The sequence below is a fragment of the Faecalibacterium sp. BIOML-A4 genome (genome assembly GCF_009679665.1).
Classification (GTDB): Bacteria; Bacillota; Clostridia; order Oscillospirales; family Ruminococcaceae; genus Faecalibacterium; species Faecalibacterium taiwanense.
In genome coordinates this window covers 1-18,355 of the sequence record NZ_WKZG01000001.1, presented here as the reverse complement: position 1 = coordinate 18,355, position 18,355 = coordinate 1, and the positions used below count along the sequence as shown (strand labels likewise).

At 50.5% G+C, this 18,355-nt stretch carries 26 protein-coding genes and 2 pseudogenes; 3 read left to right on the top strand and 25 right to left on the bottom strand.

Annotated elements, in window-relative coordinates:
• Positions 1-76: 76 nt before the first annotated feature.
• The 7 genes from GKG34_RS00145 to mobC form a co-directional block, all read right to left on the bottom strand.
• Positions 77-1,684, bottom strand: a complete 1,608-nt coding sequence (locus GKG34_RS00145) for a recombinase family protein (protein WP_154255321.1) — start codon at positions 1,682-1,684, stop codon at positions 77-79.
• Between the two features lie 134 nt (positions 1,685-1,818).
• The gene (locus GKG34_RS00140) at positions 1,819-2,010 is read right to left on the bottom strand and encodes a transposon-encoded TnpW family protein (protein ID WP_005946147.1); all 192 of its coding nucleotides are present in this window, start codon (positions 2,008-2,010) and stop codon (positions 1,819-1,821) included.
• Positions 2,011-2,022: 12 nt separating this feature from the next.
• A complete protein-coding gene (locus tag GKG34_RS00135; protein ID WP_117528307.1) occupies positions 2,023-2,862 on the bottom strand; it encodes an ATP-binding protein in 840 nt (279 codons plus the stop codon).
• Positions 2,859-3,599: a phage replisome organizer N-terminal domain-containing protein gene (locus tag GKG34_RS00130; protein WP_005946141.1), complete on the bottom strand. Its 741-nt coding sequence runs from the start codon at positions 3,597-3,599 to the stop codon at positions 2,859-2,861. Before GKG34_RS00130 ends, GKG34_RS00135 begins: the two co-directional genes overlap by 4 nt.
• Entirely contained in the window at positions 3,589-3,783 is a 195-nt protein-coding gene (locus GKG34_RS00125) for a hypothetical protein (protein ID WP_154255460.1), read from the bottom strand. Before GKG34_RS00125 ends, GKG34_RS00130 begins: the two co-directional genes overlap by 11 nt.
• A gap of 174 nt (positions 3,784-3,957) precedes the next feature.
• A complete protein-coding gene (locus tag GKG34_RS00120; RefSeq protein ID WP_055221990.1) occupies positions 3,958-5,577 on the bottom strand; it encodes a relaxase/mobilization nuclease domain-containing protein in 1,620 nt (539 codons plus the stop codon).
• Positions 5,549-5,947, bottom strand: coding sequence for a plasmid mobilization relaxosome protein MobC (gene mobC, locus GKG34_RS00115; protein ID WP_040647222.1), 399 nt, complete (start codon positions 5,945-5,947; stop codon positions 5,549-5,551). The genes GKG34_RS00120 and mobC overlap by 29 nt, the downstream gene beginning before the upstream one ends.
• 43 nt (positions 5,948-5,990) lie before the next feature.
• Between mobC and GKG34_RS15590 the strand changes: the two genes are divergently transcribed.
• Entirely contained in the window at positions 5,991-6,443 is a 453-nt protein-coding gene (locus GKG34_RS15590; protein ID WP_173015204.1) for a hypothetical protein, read from the top strand.
• Here the strand turns inward: GKG34_RS15590 and GKG34_RS00105 are convergent.
• From GKG34_RS00105 to GKG34_RS00050, 12 genes and pseudogenes are all read right to left on the bottom strand, one after another.
• Positions 6,388-6,813, bottom strand: a complete 426-nt coding sequence (locus GKG34_RS00105) for a hypothetical protein (protein WP_006573565.1) — start codon at positions 6,811-6,813, stop codon at positions 6,388-6,390. The two genes, GKG34_RS15590 and GKG34_RS00105, sit on opposite strands and share 56 nt — an antisense overlap.
• 42 nt (positions 6,814-6,855) lie before the next feature.
• Entirely contained in the window at positions 6,856-7,053 is a 198-nt protein-coding gene (locus tag GKG34_RS00100; protein WP_008982227.1) for a helix-turn-helix domain-containing protein, read from the bottom strand.
• Positions 7,031-7,531 carry a sigma factor-like helix-turn-helix DNA-binding protein gene (locus GKG34_RS00095; RefSeq protein ID WP_004853592.1) on the bottom strand — a complete coding sequence of 167 codons (501 nt, stop codon included), beginning with the start codon at positions 7,529-7,531 and terminating at the stop codon, positions 7,031-7,033. Before GKG34_RS00095 ends, GKG34_RS00100 begins: the two co-directional genes overlap by 23 nt.
• 116 nt (positions 7,532-7,647) lie before the next feature.
• On the bottom strand, positions 7,648-8,352 hold the full coding sequence (locus GKG34_RS00090) for a zf-HC2 domain-containing protein (RefSeq protein ID WP_006573567.1): 705 nt from the start codon (positions 8,350-8,352) through the stop codon (positions 7,648-7,650).
• Positions 8,345-8,857, bottom strand: a complete 513-nt coding sequence (locus GKG34_RS00085; protein WP_003533443.1) for an RNA polymerase sigma factor — start codon at positions 8,855-8,857, stop codon at positions 8,345-8,347. Before GKG34_RS00085 ends, GKG34_RS00090 begins: the two co-directional genes overlap by 8 nt.
• A gap of 257 nt (positions 8,858-9,114) precedes the next feature.
• A pseudogene (locus GKG34_RS00080) lies at positions 9,115-9,243 on the bottom strand (Maff2 family protein); the annotation flags it as partial.
• A gap of 141 nt (positions 9,244-9,384) precedes the next feature.
• A pseudogene (locus tag GKG34_RS00075) lies at positions 9,385-10,203 on the bottom strand (TraG/TraD/VirD4 family protein); the annotation flags it as partial.
• A gap of 93 nt (positions 10,204-10,296) precedes the next feature.
• Positions 10,297-10,662 (bottom strand): hypothetical protein, encoded by a 366-nt coding sequence (locus tag GKG34_RS00070; protein ID WP_014080225.1) that lies wholly within the window; start codon positions 10,660-10,662, stop codon positions 10,297-10,299.
• Between the two features lie 77 nt (positions 10,663-10,739).
• Positions 10,740-10,934 (bottom strand): transposon-encoded TnpW family protein, encoded by a 195-nt coding sequence (locus tag GKG34_RS00065; protein WP_005933543.1) that lies wholly within the window; start codon positions 10,932-10,934, stop codon positions 10,740-10,742.
• 43 nt (positions 10,935-10,977) lie between these two features.
• Positions 10,978-11,841, bottom strand: coding sequence for an ATP-binding protein (locus GKG34_RS00060; protein WP_005933545.1), 864 nt, complete (start codon positions 11,839-11,841; stop codon positions 10,978-10,980).
• Positions 11,838-12,587, bottom strand: a complete 750-nt coding sequence (locus tag GKG34_RS00055; protein WP_005933547.1) for a phage replisome organizer N-terminal domain-containing protein — start codon at positions 12,585-12,587, stop codon at positions 11,838-11,840. Before GKG34_RS00055 ends, GKG34_RS00060 begins: the two co-directional genes overlap by 4 nt.
• Positions 12,588-12,700: 113 nt before the next feature.
• The gene (locus GKG34_RS00050; protein ID WP_005933550.1) at positions 12,701-13,099 is read right to left on the bottom strand and encodes a cysteine-rich VLP domain-containing protein; all 399 of its coding nucleotides are present in this window, start codon (positions 13,097-13,099) and stop codon (positions 12,701-12,703) included.
• Between the two features lie 126 nt (positions 13,100-13,225).
• On the opposite strand from GKG34_RS00050, the gene GKG34_RS00045 reads away from it, so the two are divergent.
• Complete coding sequence (locus GKG34_RS00045) at positions 13,226-13,504, top strand: type II toxin-antitoxin system RelB/DinJ family antitoxin (protein WP_005924829.1); 279 nt, start codon at positions 13,226-13,228, stop codon at positions 13,502-13,504.
• Entirely contained in the window at positions 13,501-13,791 is a 291-nt protein-coding gene (locus tag GKG34_RS00040; protein WP_002596328.1) for a type II toxin-antitoxin system YafQ family toxin, read from the top strand. The genes GKG34_RS00045 and GKG34_RS00040 overlap by 4 nt, the downstream gene beginning before the upstream one ends.
• Positions 13,792-13,898: 107 nt before the next feature.
• Here the strand turns inward: GKG34_RS00040 and mobQ are convergent, their stop codons facing one another.
• From mobQ to GKG34_RS00010, 6 genes are all read right to left on the bottom strand, one after another.
• Positions 13,899-15,344 (bottom strand): MobQ family relaxase, encoded by a 1,446-nt coding sequence (gene mobQ, locus GKG34_RS00035; protein ID WP_007037415.1) that lies wholly within the window; start codon positions 15,342-15,344, stop codon positions 13,899-13,901.
• Positions 15,345-15,530: 186 nt separating this feature from the next.
• On the bottom strand, positions 15,531-15,821 hold the full coding sequence (locus tag GKG34_RS00030; protein ID WP_005933556.1) for a DUF3847 domain-containing protein: 291 nt from the start codon (positions 15,819-15,821) through the stop codon (positions 15,531-15,533).
• A 28-nt stretch (positions 15,822-15,849) separates the two neighbouring features.
• Positions 15,850-16,311 carry a sigma factor-like helix-turn-helix DNA-binding protein gene (locus GKG34_RS00025; RefSeq protein WP_035394327.1) on the bottom strand — a complete coding sequence of 154 codons (462 nt, stop codon included), beginning with the start codon at positions 16,309-16,311 and terminating at the stop codon, positions 15,850-15,852.
• 10 nt (positions 16,312-16,321) lie between these two features.
• Positions 16,322-16,774 (bottom strand): hypothetical protein, encoded by a 453-nt coding sequence (locus GKG34_RS00020; protein WP_005933558.1) that lies wholly within the window; start codon positions 16,772-16,774, stop codon positions 16,322-16,324.
• Positions 16,775-16,877: 103 nt separating this feature from the next.
• A complete protein-coding gene (locus GKG34_RS00015) occupies positions 16,878-17,291 on the bottom strand; it encodes a sigma factor-like helix-turn-helix DNA-binding protein (RefSeq protein WP_035394329.1) in 414 nt (137 codons plus the stop codon).
• A 453-nt stretch (positions 17,292-17,744) separates the two neighbouring features.
• The gene (locus tag GKG34_RS00010; RefSeq protein WP_038259777.1) at positions 17,745-18,206 is read right to left on the bottom strand and encodes a hypothetical protein; all 462 of its coding nucleotides are present in this window, start codon (positions 18,204-18,206) and stop codon (positions 17,745-17,747) included.
• Positions 18,207-18,355: the final 149 nt, after the last annotated feature.

Here is an 18,355-nt window from a genome sequence, read left to right as displayed (position 1 = left end):
AAAGAAGTAATAGAAGTGTAAAAAATTTTGCCTTTCCTATCCGATACTTGCCTTTGATATCGGATAGGGCGGGCGGTCATTCGGGCAAGTCCACTTTGCCGACGAAAGAATAGTAAATCTCAATATCCTGTCTGCGTGTGCCGTTTTCATCGTAGCTGCACTCATGCACAACGATTTTCTCTACAAACTCACGCAAGAGGGTGTGGGTCAGTTCTTCAAAGTTCATGTGCTTGCGGACAATGTTCATAAACTTTTCTGCGTTTACGGTAGCTTCCTGTGCTTTGGAAAGCTCCGCCTGTATTCTGGCAACACGCTCTTTCAATTCCTGCTGTTCGGCTTCATAGTCTGCCGAAAGCTCCGTGAAACGCTCGTCAGAAATGCGACCGCTTACGCTGTCCTCATACAGCCGCTTGAAAATAGCGGAAAGTTCACCGATACGCTTTTCGGCAGCTTCCAGTTCCTTTTTCTTGGCGGCGTTCCGGCGTTTGCCGCCGTCCTCGTTCTGCTCGATCAGCAGCTTCATAAAACGGGCTTCATGCTTTGCCGCATAGCTCGTCACTTTCCGTAGATTGGAGAGAACGCCCGCAGTCAAAAGGTCGGTGCGGATAAAATGTGCGGTGCAGTCATGGGTGCGCTTCTTGTAGTTCCCGCAGATATAGCAGTCCTGTTTCCGCTTATCGGTCTGGTAACGCTGCTGATACATGACGCTGCCGCAGTTCGCGCAAAAGAGCATACCAGAGAACAAGCCCACTTCATCATAGCGGTTCGGACGCTTGCGCTGTTTGCGTAATTCCTGCACACGCTCCCATGTCTGGGTGTCGATGATAGGCTCATGGTGGTTCTCGAAAACTGCCTGTTTCTCAATGGGATTTTCTATGCTGTGCTTGGTCTTGTAGGACGGTTTCTCCGTCTTGAAGTTCACCAAACAGCCCATGTACTCCCGGTTTTCAAGGATATGCACCACGGTATTTGTCGCCCATTTGCACTCATAGCCGGGGTGATAGCGGCGTGTGCTGCCCGTCCTGCGGTATTCCAGCGTTCCCGGCGTTGGGATTTCCTGCTCAGTCAGCATACGGGCTATCTTGGTCGGACCGTTCCCGGCAAGGCACAGACGGTATATCTGCTTGACCACGGGTGCGGCTTCCTCGTCAATGATGAAGTTTTCGTCCTCGTCCATGAGGTAGCCGTACACGGGTTTGCTCGTAACAGGCTTGCCGCTCATGCCTTTTGACCGTTTTACAGCTTTGATTTTCTTACTCGTATCTCTCACCAGCCATTCGTTGAAAATGTTCCGCAGAGGGGCAAAATCATTATCGCCCTGTGCGCTGTCCACTCCATCGTTAATTGCGATAAAGCGGACGCCTTTTTGTGGGAAAATCATCTCGGTATACATTCCCACCTGCAGGTAGTTTCGCCCTAACCGTGACATATCCTTTACGATAACGGTAGCCACTTTCCCGGCTTCAATGTCCGCAAGCATGGATTGAAAGCCCGGTCTTTGGAAGTTCGCACCAGAATAGCCATCGTCCGTGTACCAGCGCAGATTGGAAAAGCCGTTCTGCTTTGCGTAGGTTTCAAGGATACGCTTCTGGTTGGAAATGGAATTACTTTCGCCTTGCAGCTCGTCCTCATGGGATAGTCTTGGATAAAGGGCAGTGATTTTCTGGGTGGTCTGTCTTAACATAAAATCCTCCGTTTCCGACAGCCAGCCCCACTATTCCGTATTTCGATTATACCACATGGGGCGGCTGTCTGTATAGCGGCTTCTGCTTCTTTACCGCCCGGTAAAATGACGATTTTTCTGTGCGGCTTGTAGCGTTAGGGCGAAAGCTGGGCTTTGTGTCCTGCGGCGGCTTCCGCCTCCAGCACTTTCATCATCTTATCGGCTGCGGTGTCGGTGGTATCTTTTTTGAAAAATCCGGAAACGACAAGGACGGTGTTGCCCATGCGGATCTCTGTCACGCAGTCCGGGCGGCGTTCCGGGGTGGTGTTCTGCTTGTTCTCTGCCATAGGCAACTCCTTTCATTTCATCAATTCTTTTAGTCTGTTCAGCTTGGCTTGCGCCGTTTCACGGCGGAAGTTCTCTCCCGTAAAGAGGATAGGGGCGCACATTTCCAAAAGGCGGTCATAAATCCGGGCATGGGCGGTGTCCAGCGGATTTTGCAGGCTGTCCAATGTCAGATTGGTGGTAACGATTAAGGGCTTGCGGCTGCGGTAGCGGCTGTCAATCACATTGTAGACCTGTTCTAAACCGTACTCTGTGCCGCGCTCCATTCCAAAATCATCAATGATAAGCAGAGGAAAACGGCAAAGACGCTCGATATACTCGTTGCGCCCCTCAAAGCTGGCGGTCAGGTCATTCAAAATCGCAGAGAAGTTCGTCATGCGGACAGCGACTTCCTGCTCCATGAGGGCATTAGCGATACACCCGGCAAAATAGCTTTTTCCTGTGCCGACCTTGCCCCATAGCAGATAGCCGATATTTTCCTCGCGCATGGTTTCCCAATGCTCCACATAGAAGTGTGCAATCTCCATTTGCGGGCATTTCCCGTTGTCGTTGGCGAAAGTCCATTCCTGCATGGTAGGATTGGTAAATCCCCGGCGCTTCAAGTCCTCCACGGTGTCAAGGTGCTTTCTGCGCTGTTCGGCGGCTTCACGCTCCAAACGCTGGGCTTTCTGGCAGTCACATTCTGCCGGGTGGCGGTCACGCCCAAACAGGGCGGCTTGCTTTTCCGGGAAGTAGGCTTCTTTCGGAGTGTGACACTTGCCGCAGTAAAGCAGTCCGTCCTCGCCCGTGTAGTCCTCCGGCTGTGGGGTAACAGCCGCCATATTCAAAACTCGTTCTGTAAACAGATTACTCATAAGCTCTCGCCCTCCTTGCAGGTGTATTCGGGTATGCCCTGTTTCGGGGCAGCCTTTGCGGTATCGTCTGCCGCCCATCTGCGGATAGTGGCGGCGTGGTTTTTATATTTCTTGCCCGTGGACGCGATATAGCCGGAAAGCCGCTCAATGTAGTACGCCCATTTTTCGGGCAGCTCCGCTTGCAGTTCGGAAAGCTCCGTATCAGTCAGAAATACATTCTCATATCTGCCATAGCTGCGGGCGAGGGCTTGTCCCTTTAACTCTCCCTCTTTTTCTAACTCTATATCTATCTCTTTCTTTATCTCTATCTCTGGTGGACGAATGTCGGACAAATGTCCGCCATTTGTCCGCGGCGGCAAAAGTGCCTTATTTTCAAGCCTTGCGGCGCGTTTCCGTTCCGCTTCGGTAGAGGATTGACCAATCATCAGCTCAATGTCGGTCATATAAAGCAGCCCGCAGTCAAGCTGCTCCACAAGCCCTAACTGCTGGAAGATGGCTAATGCCCGTTCCACCGTCCCGATTTGGTGACGGGTCAGCGTGGCTATCATCTGGGCGGTATAGGGGATATGCTCGTCAAGCTGCAATCTGCCGCCATTTTTCAGCGATTTTAAGTACAGCTTCAAGAGGATATTGGAATACAAAATCCCGTCTTTCATGTCCTCCAACAGCACAATGGAATCGCTGTCGAAGAAGTTTTCTTTCAGTTTGAGGTAGTAATATTTGCGGTTATCTGCCATTGGCGGTGTCCTCCTTGTGTTTCCATCTCTTAGAGAAATACCGGGGGCAGAGGACGATAATCGCCCGGAAGCTCTGCTTGCAGCCGTGTGTGCAGCCCCGGCAAAGGTCATTGTAGGTAATACGGTTTCGGTGGTTGAGGAAAAAGCTCCATTCCAACCGCCGCTTTTTGCTCATGCGTGGCATTTCTCGCTCCTTTCTGCCGTTTCCGCTGGTATAAGCGGATAGGTCGGTAAAAATGTAGTTTCTCGGTGTCATTTTCGGGGATTTCCTGCGCTGTGCGCCCCGTTTCAAAGGTGGGCAGTATTGCGGATAGGGTGCAGGGCATATCCCCGTTTTGGTATCGTTTCGGGGCGGTTTTTAACGCTCATGTTTGTGCTTTTTCTCTCTGTCTTTCTCGCCTTGCAGGATTTGAGAAAGATTGCTTTTCACGGTATGCAGCTCCTTGACACGGGCTTTTTTCTCCCGGTATTCGTTGTAATGGGCGTTCTTTTCGGCGGTAAGCTGCTCGATTTCCGCTTGCAGGGCTTTATGGCTTGGCAGCTTGGAAACGCCATGCGCCCGAAAATAACGGGTGGCTGCGTCCGCTATGATAAAATCGCTTTCGTGCCGTTCCCGGTAGGCGCTGCGGGCTTTTTCCGTTTTCTGCGCTTTCAGACCGTCACGGGCAGGCTTGGTCTTGGCATAGGCAAGCACCTGTGTCTGAAGCTCCTTTTTCTCCCGGATAGCAGCGTCTAGGGCTTTCAGCTTGGCGGTGCTGTCCTGTAAATCCGCATTGGTGGATACAAGGGCTGCGTTCAGCTCCTCCGGCGAATAGCCGTACTGCCCGTAGGCGGCAACGGTAGCCGCCATTTGTTTCAGATTGTGGACTGCCGCCCAGCGGTCATAGCCCACGCCTTTTCCCTCCGCTCGTTTTGCCGCCCGGTCAACCATGCGCTGAATACCGTCCTTTTCCGGGGTGGTTTGGACAGCTTTTTTACCCTGCAAACGCTCCCTTATGTTGCGGGGGTATTCGGGTACGGTTGCGGTCTGCTCGGCGGCTCTGTGGGCATTCTGTTCCAAAAGGGCAAGAACGGCAGCGCGGTCAAAATCATCTCCCAGCTTGCGGGCGGTAATGGGCTTTGTCCTGTCCGGCGTGAGGTAGGATAGCCGCCCTCGGCTCTCCTTGACAGTCACGCCCTGTTGCAAGAGAACGGCGGTGAACTCGCCATAGCTTGCGGCAGAGGACAGCGCGGTGCGTATGGCCTGCCGCAATTTTTCCTTGTCTGTTTCAAACTTCGTGGGCTTGGCTGGCTGCTCCTCGGCTGGCAAGGCGGCAGCTTCCTTGTCCAGCTTTGCCTGCCCTTTCCGCTGCGCCCAATACTCACGCTCGGTAATGCGGTTTTTGCTGCCATGCAAAAGGTCGATTTGATAGAGATTTTCCCGGTGGCACAGCTCCATGACTTCGGCTTTGAAGTATTCCATCGTCGCGTCTGTGCAGCGGTGTTTGCACCCGGCGCGGGTGTCTGCCGGTCTGTCCATGTAAGGCAGGAACGGAACTTCCTCTATCCGCAGAGAATTGATAACGATATGCACATGGATATTGCCGCTGTGGTTGTGTCCGTCCGGGTGGGTGCAGACAATGGCTTGGTGTCCGGGAAACTGCTTCCGGCAAAATTCCTCGCCCAACGCCTGCGCCCGGTCTACGGTCAAACCGTTGTCCACCGCGTCCCGTGGGTCAAAGCTGATAATGTAGTGGTGGCTTTTTACATCTTCCCGCTTCTGGTTCTTCCCATAGCGGAGATTGGAGCGCATACAGGCAACGGCAAAATCCTCGTCGCCGCAGTTCAGCGTGGCTATTCGATAGTCCTCCCTGAGCATGAGCCGCCCGTTTTCATCAAGGGTGGGCTTCATGGTAAACTCGTCATGTTCAAAGGTGAGGTACTGCTCGGCTGCGCCATAGTCCGCATTTTTAGAGCTGATATGTTTGAATGTTGCCAACAGCGTCACCTACCTTTCGCAGGACTTCAAACTTCAAGGCAGCAAGGTCAGAAATGGCGGCGCGGACTTCAACGGACAGGGCGTTGTATGGTGTGCCGTACTCGTTGAGGGCGCGGGCAATCTGATTGAGGTTGCCACCGATTTTTCCGTATTCGGCGGTCAGCCTGCCAACGGCGGACAACAGTTCATCATTGACCGGGGAAACGGTAACGATGGGGCGAATGGTCGCCCGTGTAATGGCTTGCCGGATAAATTCGGCTTGGCTCATGTCATAGTGTTTCAGCCGCTCGGTAAAGTCGGCGTATTCTTCCTCGGTCATGCGGGTTTTGACCACATGGCAGCGGTGGGGCGTGTTGTATTTTTTCTTCAAGCGTTGACCTCCTTTCTCGCCCGACAGGGCGCATGAGCAGGGTTTGGGGAAGGCACTCCCCAACAAGATTTACCAAAGGGGGCAAAACCGCAGATATGCGGATTTTGGCACCGTGGTAGAATCTTGCTCTAAAAAACTACCGCTTTCCTCGGCGGCTCTGGTTTGCGGATATACTGGCTTGCTCCACCAATATAGCGATTGCGGCGGCGTGTTCTGCCCGCTGTTCACCACTACAACGGTGAAAAGGGGGCGTTTTGGCAAACGCAGCGGAAATTTTTTTGTTTTACCTGTCTGCTCCCTACAACAATCCGGCGGTGTGGTTTGCCAAAGATTTTTGAAAATGGGCGCAAAAAAAGCAGTAAACCTTTTCAAGATTTACTGCTTATCTGCCGCTGTGATGGGCGGCGGTATTAAATTGTCAGCCGTTTTTCAAATGGAATTTATCTGCAATCGCTTTCTTTCTGCTTTCCAATTCCTTTTCTGTAATCTTCCATAATCCTAACGCAATGATCTGCTATCTTTTGCATTCCGAGTTTTTCAAAAAAGGCAATTTGTATTTTCATCATTTCTTCACAAACAGTCAACTTCTGCTCATCCATATTGCTAATAGCAAGCCATGGGAACGCTTTATATTTCTTAGTGTCCCCAATGAGAAAATTGTACCCTATCAACTCATTTTCACGGAAAACGAAATAGAATTGTGGGCCTGAACCTGGAACTGACTTTTCCATAATTTGCTGCATTGTTTTCACGCCGCCGTATGCCGGAAAAAAACCTATTCGCTCAAGAGCATTTAATATGTCAATCCTTTTATCTGTGGGTATGTCTCTATAATTGATAATCTGTTCCATTTGCTCTACCCTCATTGAAGTTTAATTTGTTAGGCTCTAATTATACAACTTTTCTGTTTAGCGGTCAAAGTGGAACTTCAACAGGCTTTCTATCAGTTGCCTGACGATATGCTCCTGCATATCCGTGTTAATCTGTCCGTCCATTTTCGCACAAGAGCGGATATATCCCGCATAATGGGATAGGACGGCGGCAACAGCTTCCGGGTCGCCCTCGCTTGCCTTAACGATTGTCTCATAGGGAAGTAGCTGGCTCATAGGACAAACCCTCCAACTCTGCCCGTAGCCGCCGTAAAATCATCTGAATACGCCGTCCGGTTGTGTTGCCAGCCCGTCCATATCTCCGTCCAATCTCCCTATGCGTCAATCGTTGGAAGTAGTACAAGAAAATGATTTCCTGTTCCATCTGTGATAGTGCGGACAGGGCTGCGGCAAGCTCTGGGCTTTCCAAAAGCACCATCTGACCACAGACGAAAAGCGGATAGCTGGTCATGCCGGATTGCTCCGCAAAGTATTTATCTGTGGTACTGAATGGATAGTGTTTTTCTTCTATCAGATATTCAAGCGAGATTTCCCGCTTGCGGCGGCTCCGTATGCTCCGGGCTGCGTCTATGGCAGCGTGGCGAATAACAGTCTTGCAAAAGGCATCGTGTGTATGCCGGATATGTTCTTGATACTTTTCGTGTTCGGTCATGGAAAATCCCCCTTTCTGAATAATGGCAGAGGGCGGCAGCATCTTGTGCTGTCGCCCTCTTGATTACCGAACAGCAAAGACGGGCGGGGCTGTCAACAGCGGCGCATTTCCGCCGTTCATCTTGACCGTTGACAGGCTCGGCTGGGTTTGCTATCTGCTCACGGCAATTCACTCTCATTGATAGGAATTGCTTCAAGTTCCGTATTCAAATTGTTCCAATAAGAGCCGATATCCGCACTTGTGAAATACTTAAAACCGCCTGCTGCTGACTTCAATTCGCCGTTTTTAACTCCATAGCAGGCGTAAATCAAATCGTAGCTTGTTCCATCTGAGAGGTTAAATCTAAAGCTGGTCACAGCTGCTCCGGCAGTTTCCTCAGTTGTTTTGTCTTTTAAGGATAAGCCCTTGAACTTATCATACAGGGTCTTTATATCATTTTCAGCAACAACTACTTTCTTTTCTGCTGATGCAGGCACTTCGTCATAGTGGTACATTTCAACGCTTTCGACATCTTCAACCTCAAATGGGAAGTCGATTTTGACAGGCTCATAAGCAATGTTTATAGGTAACAGAAAGAGAGCTGCAAAAATTGCAATGATACAAAGAGCGATGGAAACGAGAACAGCAATCGTTATCTTTTTTTTGCCTCTCTGCTTTTCTTTTGCCTCATGGCGCATAATAACGCTTTCGCTTTCTTCGTGAAGAACATCTTCGTTCGTGTGAGAAAGCAATTTCTGATAAATTGCGTTACAGTCAGCACAGGCGTTCAAATGCTCTTTTACCATCTCTGCGCTTGCTTCGCTGCAAGCACCGTCAACATACAGCGGAAGAATATCTCGAACAATATCGCATTGTTTACTCATGCTTTTCATCCATCCTTTCTTGAATTTTTAGCTTTGCACGATGATAAGTAACTCTCGCCCATGATTCTGTTTTTCCAAAAATTGCAGCGATTTGTGAAAAAGATAGTTCCCCGAATACGCGAAGCTGAAAGACTTCTTTGTATGGTTCTTCCAAACGGTGAAGAACGAGGTGTATGCGGAACGCCATGTCAGAATCTGCAACTGAGTTCTCAACATTTTCATTTGATGGCAAGTCATTGATTTCACTCACATCAGCTACTCGCTGACGGCTTCGCATTTCATCATGGTAAAGATTTTTTGCTATGGAGCAGAGCCATGTCAATTCATCTGACTTACCTTTGAATTGTGATGTTGTAGAAACAGCCTTATAGAATGTGTTCTGCGTGATTTCCTCTGCTATCTCACGATTTTTGGCAAGAGAAATAGTATACGAGTATACCTGTAAATAGTAGGCTTTATAGAGCTTTTCATAGTCCATACTTGTCATCACCTCCTTCAGCTTCATAGGTTAGACGGAGAAATCGGAATTTCGTTACAAAGAAGTTTGAAATTTTTATACCTTTACGATACTCTTGCTTTCTGCGGACTATTGGTAGACGCGCATTAACGGCAAGCAAAGAGATTGCTGTGTCAGCTTGATATGTTCAAATGCTAATTAAGTATAGCACACAGCTATGAATTTTTCTATTGCGTTCCCCTGACTTCGGAATAGTGGCAGGGCTGGCTGTCTTTGTTTTGCTTTGTGCTTCTCTACCGTACATGAGCATTGGAGCCGGGGTTGTCGTTACCGTAACCTTCCAGCAGGTTGATGGCACCCCAAACACCGAGACCGGCACCCAGAGCGACAACCAGAGTCTGAAGAACCTCGATAGCAGAGTTAAAGAATTCCATAGTCGTTTCTCCTTTATTTTGAAAAAATTGTAGACCGTCCGTACACACCTGAAATCGTACATTTTTGAGCCACGAACTGCGGCAGAAGTGGATTTGCCGGTGTACCTCTCTGGTCTGGATAAAATAAAACCGCCTACCGGGTCAGGCAGACGGGAGCGAATCAGCGTCAATCACAACAAATTCATCATTGGGATTGATTTTTTCTTTTCGGTTCAGATATTTTTCAATATCAAAGGTGTTTTTGGGGTCGTAGTCGGAGGTGAGCTTGTAATTCGGGTGCTGGGTCAGATCGTACTTGTCAGAAAGAAACGGTCTGACGCCGCGCAGCTGCAAGATGCACTTGCCACCGTCCAGCACCGCCAGCTCATCCCGGCTCAATAATTCGTGCCCCATCTTCTGGAACGTAGTGCCATAGCTGGGGCTGTTGCCACGGGTGTCCGAGGTGTTGAATGCGTCGATGGTCTCTTTTCCCAGCATTTCGGACAGGTCTTTCAGGGTGGTGGGTTCGGAGCCGCCCAGAAATATCTGGCTGTCCATGTTGCCTACAATGGTATCTGCGTTGTCCTTGTAGATGGCTTTCAACTGACTTCTTGCCTGCAAAACAAGGCAGGCGGAGATCTCACGGCTGCGAATGGTCGCCACCAGCTTTTCCAGATTGGGAATCTGCCCGATATTGGCGCACTCGTCGATCAGACAGCGTACATGGATGGGAAGTTTGCCGCCGTACACATCATCTGCTTTATCGCAAAGCAGATTGAAAAGCTGGGTGTAGACCATGCTGATGAGGAAGTTAAAGGTGGAATCCGTGTCCGACATAATGAGGAACAGCGCCGTTTTCTTATCGCCCAGCGTGTCCAGTTGCAGTTCATCGTACATGGTGAGGTCGCGCAGTTCCTGAATGTCAAAGGGCGCAAGCCGTGCGCCGCAGGAAATGAGGATGGATTTTGCGGTCTTGCCAGAGACAAATTGTCAAGGACTTTTTAATCAAATTCACAGAAAACTCACAAAAGGTGCCAGAAGCACTGTATGGCTCCTGACACCTCATTTAACAGATTACATTTTTCCGTTCAGCAGGTCTTTGCAGAGATACGCATAGTCTGGCAGCTGGTTGATATATGGCTCCCAGAGCCGCTTGATTTCGGCTAACTCCAGCGGGTCGGCTGCTTCCAGTGCATGATCGTTGCCAGTCATATATAAAACATCCGTAGCAACATCATCCAAACACTTGCCGCAGAGATCGGCGGCAGATTCTATCCTGATACCGGTATCCACATAGACTGGATTTACGCCAATCGTCAGCCAGACATAGCCCACCTTGTCCGACCAGAGCAATTCAAAATCAGGGCTTTGCCGCAGATGTTCCGCAAAGACTTCCTTTACTCGCTCAATTTCATGTTTCTCTTTTTCTGTGTAAAGCATTTTCATGTCCTCCTTGACAAAAATTTTGGTGCGTACCATCATCAGTTTAGCACAAGGCGGCTTAGTTTATCAGTCTGTCACATCTGCTGAATTTCATTTTTGAGCATACGCTTGATTTTATCGCTCATGGTTTCTGTGCTGGTATTGCTGAAATGGACATGAACCTTGTAGGTCGTCTTGCCGATTTTCTTTACCATCGCTGGCGTGTTTTCCGGCGCTCTGGCCGCAGCAGCGGCGTCTGCCATCTGCATAGTACGGGGTTCTTTGTTCATAGCGCTCCTTTCTCCGAACGGGTCTGTGCCGCCCGGTAAAAAATCAATCGTGCTTACTGTTTACAATGTCTTTTGCTGCCTGTCGGGTGACACCGGCATTTTCTTCCCGGAAATTCTTCCCGTCAAAGAGGATCGGCGCACACCGTTCCAAAATACGGTCATAGATACGGGCGTGGGCCAGATCAGGCGGATTTTTCAGCTCGGACAGTTTCAAGTTTGTTGTGATAATCATGGGTCTTCGGCTGCGATAGCGGCTGTCGATGACGAAAAACATCTGCTCCATAGCATATTCGGTACTGCGCTCTACACCCAGATCGTCAATGATAAGCAGGTCATATTCGTCAAAGCTGGCAATAAACTCTGACCTGTCCTCAGAGAACATCCCTGTCAGGCGGTTCAGAATGGTGGGGAAGTTCGTCATCAGCACCGGCACATCCTGGTCAAGTAGAGCGTTGGCAATACATCCGGCGAAAAAAGACTTGCCGGTTCCCACATCTCCAAACAGTAAAAGCCCGATATTGCTCTTATATGCCTCTTTCCAGTTCTCCACATAGGCATGAGCCTTGTCCATCAATGGGTTTTGCCTGTTATCATTGGAAAATGTGTAGTCGTACAGATAACGGTCTTGCAGGCCCTGTGCCTTTCGGCGTTTGATACGCTCCATGCGGCGCTGCCGTTCTTCAGCAGCCTTGCGCTGCTCCTCAGCCTCCCGCTGGCACTGGCAGATGCAGTGCGGCATAAAGTAGCCGGATTTCCCGAAGCATGGCACAACGGTCTGCCTCTGGCCGCCGCATTTCTTACAGTGAATGAGCCCGTCTGACGGGTCTATATACTCGTCCTCAGCCAATTCCACACCGGCAGCTGCCTTGTCGATGAATGCCCGGATTTCTGCGGTAATCTCAATCATACAGTTTCATCCTCCTTTACGCTGTAATCCCGGTTGCGTGAGGGTGTGACCGTTTTTTTAGCGTCCTCACCGGCCCAACGCCGGATGGTCGCTGCATGGCTCTGATAACGCTTGCCAGTAGAAGCCATGTACTCGGACAGCTTTTCGATGTACTGTTCCCATACAGCAGGAAAGCTGACCTGCAAGTCTGCCAGTTCTTCATCCGTCAGGAAAACATTCTGGTAACGGCCATAGGTGTGGGAAGGGTGCCCCGTTTCAGGGCGTACCTTCTCTATCTCTCTCTTTATCTCTATCTCTTTCTCTAACTCTATCTCTATCTCTGGTGGACGAATGTCGGACAAATGTCCGCCACTTGTCCGGAGCGCAGAAAGAGCCTTATTTTGAAGCCTTGCAGCCCGCTTTCGCTCGGCCTCGGTAGAGGACTGGCCTATTAAAAGTTCGATGTTGCTCATGTAGAATGTGCCGCTGTCCAGCACTTCCACAAGACCCAGCTTCAAAAAGATCTGCAAGGCTCTCTCCACAGTGCCGATCTGCTGGCGGGTAATGGTAGCGATCATCTGCGCTGTGTAAGGGATGTCCTCGTCAAGCTGGAGCCGCCCGCCATGTTTCAGCGATTTCAGGTACAGCTTGAGCAGAATGTTGGAATACAGCACACCGTCCTGCATACTTTCCAGCAGCACGATGGAATCATCATCAAAATAGTTTTCTTTGAGTTTCAGGTAATAATATTTTCGATTGTCTGACATAGGGTTCCTCCTTAGGGGTTCTTTTGGGATTCTGTACGCATTTTAAGGCTATTTTAGGGGTCAGAGGATAAATCTATCAGACTGCCTTTGACACCCTCAAAAAAAGCCTTGATTTACAAGGGTTTTTCAGCCCCTAAAGCGTGACATTTCTCCCGTTGTTTCCGCTTGCGCTTTGCGGCGTTAATCCGCTTCATGCGTGCGGCACATTCCGGGCAGTATTTAGCCCGGTTAGAACCGGGGGTAAACAGCGCCCCGCATACGGCGCATTTCTTAGCATTCAGCCGGTGGAACAGCGCCGTTTCCAGTTCCTTATCCTGCGGCAATACCGCCGCCCGAAACCACCTGCACAACAGGGAGTAGGAAATGGACTGGACACAGATACATTCCTCCCCATCGTCCAGGGCGATACAGTTTCCGGCAATGTAGTTGCAGCACTCATGCACCAGTTTCCGCGCTCTGCGGTACTGGCGGTAATCCATGACAGGGATAGGTTCAGTCTTGTTGTTCTTCATAAATGATTTCTTTCATAAAGCAGGTAACCTCCTTGAATGAATTTATTGTTAAATATTCGTGCAAAGTATTGTTTTCTTCGTGCAAATGGCATATACTATAATTGCCAGCAGAAAGGGGTTGATCGTATGGCTGGAAATACCACAAACATCAGTATCCGCATGGACGCAGATTTGAAAGCGCAGGCGGACGCACTGTTTACGGAACTTGGCATGAACCTGACTACGGCGTTTAACATCTTTGTGCGCCAGTCGCTTCGTGAAGGCGGCATTCCCTTTGAAGTAAGGCTGGAACAGCCGAACAAAGAAACGGTTGCTGCCATGCTGGAAGCGGAAAGGATTGCAAAAGACCCGTCTGTAAAGGGCTACAATGACCTTGACGAGTTATTTGCTGACCTGAAAAGATGAAAGAAACCAAATATACCGTCAAGTACACGACCAGTTTCAAAAAGGACTACAAACGAGCCATCAAGCGTGGCTTGAAGATTGAGCTGCTGGAGCAGGTCGTAGCATTGCTGGCAATGGGCGAACCGCTGCCGGATAAGAACCGTGACCATGACCTGTCCGGCGATTGGGCAGGTCATCGGGAATGTCATATTCTCCCGGACTGGCTGCTTGTCTATCGCATAGAGGATGATGTTCTGGTGCTGACGCTGGCCCGCACCGGCACACACAGCGACTTGTTCGGCAAATAAACAGTCTGCCGCCGTATGGGGAAACCTGTACGACGGTTTTTCTGTATGCAAAAGTATGTCGTGAAACGCGACGCACTTGACAGGGGTACGCCAAAACGCGGTAGCCTTTACCGCTCCGGCCCACGGTCGTGAGACTTGTCCCTTTCCTGTCGGGACAGCTGCTCGGCGGTTTTGCGGAGCCGTTCCACTGCTTTCAACTCCTCCCGCATGGATTTCATGGCAAGCGTGTCCGTCTGCTTTCCGGCGGCCAGCTGGTCGATTTCCCGCTGCCATGCCTTCGGGGTGATCCCCTCGCCGCTGTCTTTCAGTTCTTTCAGATACCGGGCTGCTGCATCATACAGGATCAGTTCCCGGCTGTGGCGCTGCTCAAACTGTTCCCGTTTTTCCGGTTTTACTTTGGCAAGCTGCTTGTGGATGGACTTGTACTGGTTGTACTGTTCCCACATCTCCCCGCGTTCGGTAAGAATGGCGATCCGGCGCTCAGCCTTGACGATCTTTCCCCGCAGGTCATAGTAACAGCTGTTCATATCAGCGATTTTTTCATGAAGCTGCTGCATAGACTGGATGCCGTTTACCTGCAAAAAGCTGAATAGTGCAGCGCTTTCCTGCAAAGCCCGGATTTTGCCGGTGCGGGTGCGGGGAGCGTTCAACTGCTGTTGGGCTTCCCACAAGGCGGTCAAGCTGCTTTGCTGCGTTTGTGGTTTTTCCGCTTCCGCTTTCGACCAGCGATAAAGACGGGTAATGCGAGCTTTGATTTCTTTCAGCAGCTTGTTGTCGGCGACGATCTGTCGGTTTACTTCCCCCTTGTCGGTGCGGATACCGCGCTTTTCCATTTGGCTGGCAGCTGGCCCCAGATGGACAGAGGGAATTTTATCAATGCCCTGCCGCTTGTAGCTGCGGTGGTCAATACGCTCCGGTCTACCGGCAGATTCCAGTGCCCGGTTGGTGTAGGCTGCCCACGCTGCCCGCCAAATCTCCACATTTCCTTTATCGTTCCAGTCGGTCGTATCCTCCCGATGATTTTTCCAGCCGCCTTTCCCATCCGGGATACGCTGTCCATTCTCGTCCAGATCGTATGCCTTGCGGCACTTTGCGCCCCACTGTCCATTTTCTTTCAACGGCCGGAGCGTCAGCATGATATGGACATGAGGGTTGCCGGTTCCCTTGTCATGGATAGCAAAGTCGGCGCACATTCCTTTGTCTACAAAGTTGTCCTTCACATAGGCACGCACAAGGGCAAGCTGTTGTTCGCCGGACAGTTCACGGGGTAAAGCTGCCTCAATCTCGCGGGCAAGCTGGCTGTCTCTTGCTTTCTCGATTTGCTCCACGCTGTTCCAGAGGATAGAACGGTCTGCAAATTCCGGCGGGGCGTGGGCAGGCAGCATGATCTCCGCATGGACAATGCCGCCTTTCCGGGTGTAGTCGTGGATCATTCCGTCCCATTCATTTGTCAGCTTGGTTCCACTGCGGTAAGCAGCTGCGGCAACGGCTGAACGGCCTGCGCTGCGCTTGATGATACTGACGGGGATATGACAGAAATCTATGGGGAACACCTCCTTTCAGTGAGGGGATAACAGGCTCTGTGGAGCCGGACAAACGCAAAGCGGGTGTTTGGCTGCGCAGAGCACACAAGGGGTTTGGGGAGCGTAGCTTCCCATCGCGGACGAAGTACGCAACGCCCCCGGCAGGGCGCACAGCACCGGCAACGGTGTATAAGTGCGCCCTTGTAAACAAGGGACTTATGGCATATCCCCGGATTTTGGCAGGTTTGCAGTCAATTCCGCAGCCCCCGGAAGATAGGACAGGGCAATCAGAAATGCTTTGACCTCTGCGCCGGAAAGGCTGGAAGCCAGCGGGAAAATCCCCTCCAAAATGGCTCCGCGCTCAATCAGGCGGCGGGTGCGAACCCTGCGTTCTTCGTTTCGTTGCTTGTTCTCCAAAATCTTCTTGCGGTTTTCAAGCTGCCGGATCTCCTTCAGGACTTCCTGCCGTTCTTCTTTTGGGGGTTGGGCTGTAATTTTTTCGTTCATGTCATGCACCTCTTTTCTTTGGAAACGCTTATAGATTGACCGTCCATTTCTGACGCGCAAAGTACCGGCGCAGCCTCCGCAGTGCAGCGTGGATGGATTTTCCCGCCTGTGATGGTGTGATACCCTCCATTGCGGCAATATCTTTCACTTTCATACCCAGCATATAGCGGGCGTGGACACGGCGAGCCTGCATAGGCGGCAGGGAAGAAATGGCTTCATACAATCGCCGTATCAGTTCTTCGTATTCGGCTAATTCTTCTTTTTCTATCAGATGATCCTCCGGCGATGGCTGCGCCCAGCCGATTGCAGCATTTTCGATTCCATCGTTACAATCGAGGGAGTAAAACGCCTTATACCGGAACATCTTGCGTTCTCTGGCGGCCTCGGCTCTCTTATCCAGAAGAAACGCTTCGACGATCTCATCGGACACCTCCACAAAAATGTCCTCTTTGCAAAATGGATAATATTGTTTGAGATTGATGGTCTGCATAGGCACGCCCTCACTCTGTTTGAAAAAGGTCATCATAGCAGCGGCGCATATTCCGCAGACCCCGACGGATGGAAACGCTGACCTTGCTGCTGTGGACGCCCTCTCTCCGGGAGATTTCCGGCTGCTTGATACCGGCAATGTAGTAGGCGTGAACACGGCGGGCCTGTGTCGGAGTGGCATGAGCCAGAGCCACCGGCAGAGCTGCTATCAGGTGCAGGCGGGTGGTCATTTCTTCTCGTTCCAGCAAAATATCTTCCGGCGATCTGCTGTGTTCCAGTGCGTAATTTTCCAGCCAGCTGTATGCCTCCAGAGAGTAGTAGGCGCGGTGGTAGACTTTCCGACGCTCATAGTTCTCCATCTCCCGCTGGGCCTGATACATCGCTGCCCATACCTCGTCCGTAACATCCACAAACTCGTCATGCCGGTAGTGGGGATACATCCACCGCAGATTGATTGTTTTCATAGGCTTACCTCCTGAAAATCGGAGAGGCGGGCAGCTCGTCCGCTGTCCGCCCCTCGCTGAGATAAGGGAAATGATCCCTTTCACTTGGTAGCCAGAAAACAGGTCATTCGTTAAGCCTGCTCTCAAAGAAATTTATAAATTTTTTTCTGACCGCCTCCACACTTTGATACACAGCCACTTTGGAGCAGCCGCACAGCACACCGATCTCTGCAAGGCTCAGCCCGTCAAGCGCATAGAGCAGGAACCGGCGGCGCTGGGCCTCGGTACAGGTGTCCAGAACTGCCATCAGCTCATGTAGCGTTTCCATGCGGCAAAGGTATTCTTCCGGCGTTTCGCCGTAGGCTCCTACACCCTCGGTGGTAATGATGTACTCGTCAAACTCCCGGCCATCCCAATGCCGCCGCTGTTCATGGAACAGGTTCTCCGTTTTGTGATCTGCCCGATCAAGAAATTCATAGACTTCCAGCGTGACCTCCACGGCCACAGCTTGTCCGTTATAATTGATGGTAACTTCCATCTGTCCTTCCTCCATTCAGACTTTTTTGGGAAAATCTGAATGGGGTGGTGGGGCGCGGCACCGGGGATAAAGTTCGGGCCATGCTGACCCGATGTTCCGGCTCCATAGGGACAAAAAAGCGCCCGGACGGCATAAAGCCATACGAGCGTCATGGAATATATTTTGCTGTTTAATTACATGGTATAGTGCATACTTCTGACCGCATTGCTCCGCTGCTGGGAACAGGCTTTTTTTAGCTGGTGCAGGTCATGGGTACTGTGAAAAAAGGCAAACATAGACACGGCGGCATCCTCCTATGTGCCGCCGTGGATTTACACGGTGTTAGGTCGTCGTTGGTTTAGGATAAACGAAAAGAAACGGCGGCTCTGAAATCAAAGCCACCGCTTCATAGGCGCGTGGAAATGTGTCTGCTTTACGACGGCTTTTTTTCTTTTGCCGTCGTCCGGCAGAATGTTACTCCATATTCAATTCAATGCTTCCAGTGAAATTTTCACATTCAATGCCGATATAGTTTCCACCTTCAGGGAGTGTAATTGTATCACTATATGTTCCGGTTGTTTCAAGCAAAGTGACTTCTTCATCAGCTCCAGAAATCCAAAATACTTTTGCAGTTCCATCCGTAACCTCCAGCGCGCAGTCAATAGACAGATCCTTACCCGCTTCACGCTTTATGGAAGTTCCGCCGAACAAATACTCTGTATCTGAAAAATCCTCATAGTTGGCTGTATAGCTTCCTGTATAATCATCAATTCCTTTTTCTTTCGTACCTTGTAAGGATGAATTTCCGGTAAGTGCTATGGAACCAGCAGACTGAACAATATTGTTATACTGATCGAGAACTTCATCTTTTGTACAACCGGAAAGCACAGAAGCGCCCAACAGTATCAAGCATAATGATAGAACTATTTTCTTCACAGGTATCACCTTCCTTTCCTGCGTACAGCACGCTTTCCTTTTCCCTTGGAATTTGCCTGTTTACGGGATTTTATTTCTTTTTTGTTACTGGACATCAGTAACAACAGCACCGCCCAGAGAACCATGATGCCAACCCCAATGACTGCCAG

Bases quoted from the DNA above. Each gene is read 5' to 3' on its own strand.
- GKG34_RS00140 (WP_005946147.1), bottom strand. From the start codon at position 2,010: ATGGCAGAGAACAAGCAGAACACCACCCCGGAACGCCGCCCGGACTGC.
- GKG34_RS00130 (WP_005946141.1), bottom strand. From the start codon at position 3,599: ATGGCAGATAACCGCAAATATTACTACCTCAAACTGAAAGAAAACTTC.
- GKG34_RS00085 (WP_003533443.1), bottom strand. From the start codon at position 8,857: ATGAAGCTGAAGGAGGTGATGACAAGTATGGACTATGAAAAGCTCTAT.
- GKG34_RS00135 (WP_117528307.1), bottom strand. From the start codon at position 2,862: ATGAGTAATCTGTTTACAGAACGAGTTTTGAATATGGCGGCTGTTACC.
- GKG34_RS00020 (WP_005933558.1), bottom strand. From the start codon at position 16,774: ATGAAAACAATCAATCTGCGGTGGATGTATCCCCACTACCGGCATGAC.
- GKG34_RS00100 (WP_008982227.1), bottom strand. From the start codon at position 7,053: ATGAGCCAGCTACTTCCCTATGAGACAATCGTTAAGGCAAGCGAGGGC.
- GKG34_RS00095 (WP_004853592.1), bottom strand. From the start codon at position 7,531: ATGCTGCCGCCCTCTGCCATTATTCAGAAAGGGGGATTTTCCATGACC.
- GKG34_RS00070 (WP_014080225.1), bottom strand. From the start codon at position 10,662: ATGCTTTACACAGAAAAAGAGAAACATGAAATTGAGCGAGTAAAGGAA.
- GKG34_RS00145 (WP_154255321.1), bottom strand. From the start codon at position 1,684: ATGTTAAGACAGACCACCCAGAAAATCACTGCCCTTTATCCAAGACTA.
- GKG34_RS00060 (WP_005933545.1), bottom strand. From the start codon at position 11,841: ATGATTGAGATTACCGCAGAAATCCGGGCATTCATCGACAAGGCAGCT.
- GKG34_RS00065 (WP_005933543.1), bottom strand. From the start codon at position 10,934: ATGAACAAAGAACCCCGTACTATGCAGATGGCAGACGCCGCTGCTGCG.
- GKG34_RS00045 (WP_005924829.1), top strand. From the start codon at position 13,226: ATGGCTGGAAATACCACAAACATCAGTATCCGCATGGACGCAGATTTG.
- GKG34_RS00055 (WP_005933547.1), bottom strand. From the start codon at position 12,587: ATGTCAGACAATCGAAAATATTATTACCTGAAACTCAAAGAAAACTAT.
- GKG34_RS00040 (WP_002596328.1), top strand. From the start codon at position 13,501: ATGAAAGAAACCAAATATACCGTCAAGTACACGACCAGTTTCAAAAAG.
- GKG34_RS00090 (WP_006573567.1), bottom strand. From the start codon at position 8,352: ATGAGTAAACAATGCGATATTGTTCGAGATATTCTTCCGCTGTATGTT.
- GKG34_RS00125 (WP_154255460.1), bottom strand. From the start codon at position 3,783: ATGCCACGCATGAGCAAAAAGCGGCGGTTGGAATGGAGCTTTTTCCTC.
- GKG34_RS00050 (WP_005933550.1), bottom strand. From the start codon at position 13,099: ATGAAGAACAACAAGACTGAACCTATCCCTGTCATGGATTACCGCCAG.
- GKG34_RS00105 (WP_006573565.1), bottom strand. From the start codon at position 6,813: ATGAGGGTAGAGCAAATGGAACAGATTATCAATTATAGAGACATACCC.
- GKG34_RS00030 (WP_005933556.1), bottom strand. From the start codon at position 15,821: ATGAACGAAAAAATTACAGCCCAACCCCCAAAAGAAGAACGGCAGGAA.
- GKG34_RS00025 (WP_035394327.1), bottom strand. From the start codon at position 16,311: ATGCAGACCATCAATCTCAAACAATATTATCCATTTTGCAAAGAGGAC.
- GKG34_RS00015 (WP_035394329.1), bottom strand. From the start codon at position 17,291: ATGGAAGTTACCATCAATTATAACGGACAAGCTGTGGCCGTGGAGGTC.